5 protein-coding genes are annotated in these 5,527 nt (G+C 74.3%); all 5 read left to right on the top strand.

Annotated elements, in window-relative coordinates; genetic code table 11:
- Nucleotides 1-474, top strand: a 474-nt coding sequence (locus AB0K09_RS29260) for an HAD-IA family hydrolase (protein WP_366068427.1), incomplete at its 5' end; no start/stop codon positions are given.
- Complete coding sequence (locus AB0K09_RS29255; RefSeq protein WP_366068426.1) at nucleotides 471-2,855, top strand: glycosyl hydrolase family 65 protein; 2,385 nt, start codon at nucleotides 471-473, stop codon at nucleotides 2,853-2,855. The genes AB0K09_RS29260 and AB0K09_RS29255, both read left to right, overlap by 4 nt.
- A gap of 57 nt (nucleotides 2,856-2,912) precedes the next feature.
- Nucleotides 2,913-3,200, top strand: a complete 288-nt coding sequence (locus tag AB0K09_RS29250; protein ID WP_366068425.1) for a DUF1876 domain-containing protein — start codon at nucleotides 2,913-2,915, stop codon at nucleotides 3,198-3,200.
- The gene (locus tag AB0K09_RS29245; protein WP_366068424.1) at nucleotides 3,188-4,228 is read left to right on the top strand and encodes a zinc-binding alcohol dehydrogenase family protein; all 1,041 of its coding nucleotides are present in this window, start codon (nucleotides 3,188-3,190) and stop codon (nucleotides 4,226-4,228) included. Before AB0K09_RS29250 ends, AB0K09_RS29245 begins: the two co-directional genes overlap by 13 nt.
- A gap of 46 nt (nucleotides 4,229-4,274) precedes the next feature.
- A partial coding sequence (locus AB0K09_RS29240) for a GAF domain-containing SpoIIE family protein phosphatase (RefSeq protein WP_366068423.1) occupies nucleotides 4,275-5,527 on the top strand: 1,253 nt, incomplete at its 3' end.

Here is a 5,527-nt window from a genome sequence, read left to right as displayed (position 1 = left end):
GAACGCGAGACCGTGCACGGCCTCGGCAACCGCAAGAACGCGCTCGTCCTGCGGAAGATCCGGGAGCTGGGCGTGGAGGCGTTCCCCGGCTCGGTCGAGTACGTGAAGGCCGTCCGCGACGCCGGGCTGCGCCGGGCCGTGGTGTCCTCCAGCGCCAACTGCCGTGACGTCCTGGCGGCGGCGGGCATCGAGGACCTGTTCGAGGTGCGGATCGACGGCGTCGTGGCCGCCGAGCGGCATCTGCCGGGCAAGCCCCGTCCCGACACCTTTCTCGCGGCGGCGCGGGAGCTGGGGGTGGCGGCGGACCGGTCGGCGGTGTTCGAGGACGCGCTGGCGGGCATGGACGCCGGCCGGTCCGGCGGTTTCGGCTTCGTCGTCGGCGTCGACCGCGCCGGGCAGGCCGAGGCGCTGCGCGCGCACGGCGCGGACGTGGTGGTGAAGGACCTCGCCGAGCTGCTGGGGGCCGCCTCGTGATCACTCATCCCTCGTACGCGGTCGAGCCCTGGTGCCTGCGCGAGACCAAGCTCAACCTCGACGTGCTGCCGCAGAGCGAGTCCGTCTTCGCCCTGGGCAACGGGCACATCGGCTGGCGGGGCAACCTGGACGAGGGCGAGCCGCACGGTCTGCCCGGCTCGTACCTCAACGGCGTCTTCGAGCTGCGGCCGCTGCCGTACGCCGAGGCGGGCTACGGGTACCCGGAGTCCGGGCAGACCGTCATCGACGTCACCAACGGCAAGGTCATCCGGTTGCTCGTCGACGACGAGCCCTTCGACCTGCGGTACGGGCGGCTGCACGAGCACGAGCGGGTGCTGGACTTCCGTTCCGGCGTCCTGCACCGCACGGCCGTGTGGACGTCGCCGTCCGGCCGTACGGTACGGGTGCGCTCGGCCCGTCTGATCTCCTTCACTCAGCGGGCCGTGGCCGCGATCTCGTACGAGGTCGAACCGGTCGACTCCGATGTGCGCATCGTGGTGCAGTCGGAGCTGGTGGCCAACGAGCAGCTGCCCGAGCGGGGTGGCGACCCCCGGGTGGCCGCCGTGCTGCGCTCCCCGCTGGTGTCCGAGGCGCACTCGGCGGTCGACGGGCGGCTGGGCCTGGTCCACCGCACCGAGCGCAGCGGGCTGCGGGTCGCGGTGGCCGCGAACCACAGCGTGGACGGACCGGAGCGGACCAAGACCTTCTCCGAGAGCAACGAGGACCTGAGCCGCTTCACCGTCACCTCGCTGCTGCGGCCCGGGCAGCGGCTGTCCGTGGAGAAGCTCGTCGCGCACGGCTGGTCGGGCACCCGCTCGCTGCCGGCGGTGCGCGACCAGGTGGACGCCGCCCTGGCAGCGGCCGCCAGTGTCGGCTGGTCCGGGCTGTGCGCCGAGCAGCACGGCTACCTCGACGACTTCTGGAGCCGCGCCGACGTGGAGCTCGACGGCGACGCCGAGATCCAGCAGGCGGTGCGGTTCGCCCTCTTCCACGTCCTCCAGGCGGGCGCGCGGGCGGAGAACCAGCCCATCAGCGCCAAGGGGCTGACCGGCCCCGGCTACGACGGCCACAGCTTCTGGGACACCGAGATCTTCGTGCTGCCCATGCTCACCTACGCCGCGCCCGAGGCCGCCGAGCAGGCCCTGCGCTGGCGGCACGCGACCCTGCCCGCCGCGTGCAACCGGGCCAAGCTGCTGGGGCTGGAGGGCGCCGCCTTCCCCTGGCGGACCATCAACGGCGACGAGTGCTCGGCCTACTGGCCGGCCGGCACCGCCGCGTTCCACGTCAACGCCGGCATCGCCAACGCCGTGCTGCGCTACGCGGCCGCGACCGGCGACCTCGACTTCGAGCGCGAGGTCGGACTGGAACTGCTCGTCCAGACGGCACGGCTGTGGCGCTCCCTGGGCCACCACGACCACCAGGGGCTGTTCCACATCGACGGGGTCACGGGCCCGGACGAGTACAGCGCCATCGCGGACGACAACGTCTACACGAACCTGATGGCGCAGCAGAATCTCCAGGCCGCGGCCGACATGGCCGAGCGGCATCCGGATCTCGCGAGCACCTTCGGCGTGGACGACGAGGAGACGGCGGCCTGGCGGGACGCCGCGGCCCGGATGACGCTGCCGTACAACTCGGCCCTCGGCGTGCACGAGCAGTCCACGGGCTTCACCGGGCACCAGATGTGGGACTTCCAGGGCACCCACGAGGACCAGTACCCGCTGATGCTGAACTTCCCGTACTTCGACCTCTACCGCAAGCAGGTGGTCAAGCAGGCCGACCTGGTGCTCGCCATGCAGCTGCGCGGCGACGCCTTCACCGAGGAGCAGAAGGCCCGCAACTTCGCCTACTACGACGCGCTGACGGTGCGGGACTCCTCGCTGTCCGCCTGCACCCAGGCCGTCATCGCGGCCGAGGTCGGGCATCTGCGGCTGGCCTACGACTACCTCGGCGAGGCGGCCATGATGGACCTGTCCGACCTGGAGAGCAACACCCAGGACGGACTGCACATCGCCTCCCTGGCGGGCAGCTGGATCGCACTGGTGTCGGGCTTCGGCGGCATGCGCCAGGTCGACGGCGTCTTCTCCTTCGCCCCGCGGCTGCCCGAGCAGCTGAGCCGGCTGGCCTTCGCCCTCCAGATCCGCGACTGCCGGCTGCGCGTCGAGGTCACCGGCTCCACCACCACGTACACCCTGCTGGCCGGTGACGCGCTGGAGATCCGCCACTACGGAACGCCGCTGACGGTGACCGGCAAGGCCCCGGAGCGCAGGCGGGTGCCGGAGGTTCCGGACCGCCCCGAGCCCGTGCAGCCCGCCGGGCGGCGCCCGGCGCACCGGGGCTGGACGGGGGCCGGTCCGGGCCCCCACCCCGCCTCCGGGTGACAGCGGGGCGCCCGGCGGCGCACCGTGGAAGGGAACGCACGCGAGGAGGTGCCGTCGATGTCGCACACAGTGGAATGGAAGGTCCGCGTCCGGCTCGACGAGGAGAAGGGCACGACGACGGCGCAGGCCGTCCTGGACACCGGGGACACCTCGATGTCCGGGACGGGCGTCGCGCGGTGCGCGCCCGGGGACCGGGACGTGCCCCGGATCGGTGACGAGTTCGCGGCCGGCCGGGCCCTGCGCGACCTGGGCGAGAAGCTGCTGAGCACCGGCGAGCACGACGTCGAGGCCATGGGCGCCGCGCCCGAGCGCAGGACCTCGCCGGTGTACGGATGGTCGCTCTGAGCCCCCGGACGACCACCGCCTGGATCGTCGACCGGCCCGCGCCGGCCGCCGCGGGGCCGCTGCGCCTGGTGGAGCGGCCCCTGGCGGCGCCGGGCCCGCACGAGCTGCTGGTCGGGGTGGGCGCCTGCGGCGTCTGCCGCACCGATCTGCATCTGGCCGAGGGGGACCTGGCGCCGCACCTGCCGCACTGCACCCCGGGCCACGAGATCGTGGGCCGGGTACTGGAGGCCGGGCCGGAGGCGGCGGACTTCGACCCGGGCACCCGGGTGGGGGCCGCCTGGCTGGCGGGCACCTGCGGCGAGTGCCGCCACTGCGCCGCGGGCCGGGAGAACCTGTGCCCGCATTCCCGCTACACCGGGTGGGACGTCCACGGCGGCTACGCCGAACACGTCGTCGTCGACGCCCGCTACGCCTACCGGCTGCCGGAGGGACCGCCGGACGAGGAGCTCGCGCCGCTGCTGTGCGCGGGCATCATCGGCTACCGGGCCCTGCAACGGGCGGAGCTTCCGGCGGGCGGCACGCTCGGCGTGTACGGCTTCGGTGCCTCCGCGCATCTGACCGCGCAGCTGGCCGTCGCCTGGGGCGCGACCGTCCATGTGTTCACGCGGTCGGAGCGGGCGCGGCGGCTGGCCCTGGAGCTGGGCGCGGCGTACGCGGGCGACGTGACCGCGGCCCCGCCGGCGCCGCTGGACGCGGCGATCCTGTTCGCCCCGTCCGGCGATCTGGTTCCGCTCGCCCTGGAGGCGCTCGACCGCGGGGGCACACTGGCCGTCGCCGGGATCCATCTGACCGCCGTGCCGCCGCTGGACTACGGGAGGCATCTCTTCCAGGAGCGCGGGCTGCGGAGCGTCACGGCCAACACCCGGGCGGACGGGCGGGCCTATCTCGCCGAGACGGCCCGGCACCGCCCGGTGGTGCACGTGCGGGGCTATCCGCTGAGCCGTGCCGACGTGGCCCTGGCGGATCTGGCGGCCGGCCGCGTCACCGGTGCCGCCGTGCTGACGGTCGGCCGGGAACCGGCCGGGTGACGCGTTCTCACCCGCGTCTGATCATCGACTGGTTAGTCTCTGACCCGTGGCGACAAGCGAAACGGGAGCCGGGCAGCGGGAATTGCTGGAGGCCATCCTCTCGGTCAGCGGTGAGCTGGACCTGCCCGTCGTGCTGCGCCGGATCGTGACCACCGCCATGGACCTGGTCGGGGCGCGTTACGGGGCGCTGGGGGTGCTGGACGAGGAGGGCGTGGAGCTGGCCGAGTTCATCCCGGTCGGCCTCGACCCGGCGGAGCGCGAGCGGCTGTCGGGGGTGGCCCTGCCGCACGGGCGGGGCCTGCTGGGCCTGCTCATCCGCGATCCCCGGCCACTGCGCGTCGACGACATGGCCTGCCATCCGCTGGCCGCCGGCTTCCCGCCGGGCCACCCTCCGATGCGCTCGCTGCTGGGGGTGGCCATCACGGTGCGGGGCCGGGTCTACGGCAACCTCTACCTGTCCGACCGCCGGGACGGGAAGCCGTTCGGCGCGGACGACGAGGCCGTGGTGGTGGCCCTGGCGGGTGCGGCGGGCGTGGCCGTGGAGAACGCCCGCCTGTACTCGCGGGTGCGCGCGGGTGCCGAGCAGTTCCAGCGGCTGCTGCTGCCGCGGCTGCCCGAGCTGGCCCCGTTCGGGTCCTGGGCGCTGTACCAGCCGGCCGCCGACCCCACGCTGCTGGGCGGCGACTGGTACGACGCGCTGGTGCTGCCCGACGGTACCCGCGTGATGATCGTGGGCGACGTGGTGGGCCACGACGTGCGGGCGGCGGCCGGCATGGCGCAGATCCGCAACATGCTGCGGGCGCTCGCCTTCGACTCCGCCGCCGGCCCCGCCGAGCTGCTCGGCCGTCTGGACCGGACGCTGGAGGCGGTGACCGAGCCGGTGATGGCGACCGTGTCACTGGTCCGCGTCGAGCCGGACGGGGACGGCTGGTCGCTGCTGTGGAGCAGCGCGGGCCATCCACCGCCGCTCGTGGTGACCCCCGACGGGGAGAGCACGTACCCCGAGGGCGATCCGGACCTGCCGATCGGCGTGGACCCGGGGCTGCCGCGCCGCGACCACCGTCACCGGCTGCCGCCGGGGGCCACGTTGCTGATGTTCACCGACGGGCTGGTCGAGCACCCGGGCAAGGACCTGGGCGAGGGCCTGCGCACGGTCGCCGGGACGGCCGCGGCCCACGCGCGGCGGCCGCTGGAGGAGATGTGCCGCGCGGTGGTCGCAGCCCGCCCGGGCGACGGCCACGACGACATCGCCCTCCTGGCCCTGCGCGCGCCGGGCCCGTCCGGGGGGGGCGGTCCGGG

The organism is Streptomyces sp. NPDC049577 (genome assembly GCF_040675635.1).
In the GTDB taxonomy this organism is placed as follows: Bacteria; Actinomycetota; Actinomycetes; order Streptomycetales; family Streptomycetaceae; genus Streptomyces.
Note: the sequence above shows the minus strand (reverse complement) of the source record. Positions and strands in the feature narration are given on the sequence as shown.

Coding starts and splice junctions, on each gene's coding strand:
- AB0K09_RS29250 (WP_366068425.1), top strand. CDS start 2,913: ATGTCGCACACAGTGGAATGGAAGGTCCGCGTCCGGCTCGACGAGGAG.
- AB0K09_RS29245 (WP_366068424.1), top strand. CDS start 3,188: ATGGTCGCTCTGAGCCCCCGGACGACCACCGCCTGGATCGTCGACCGG.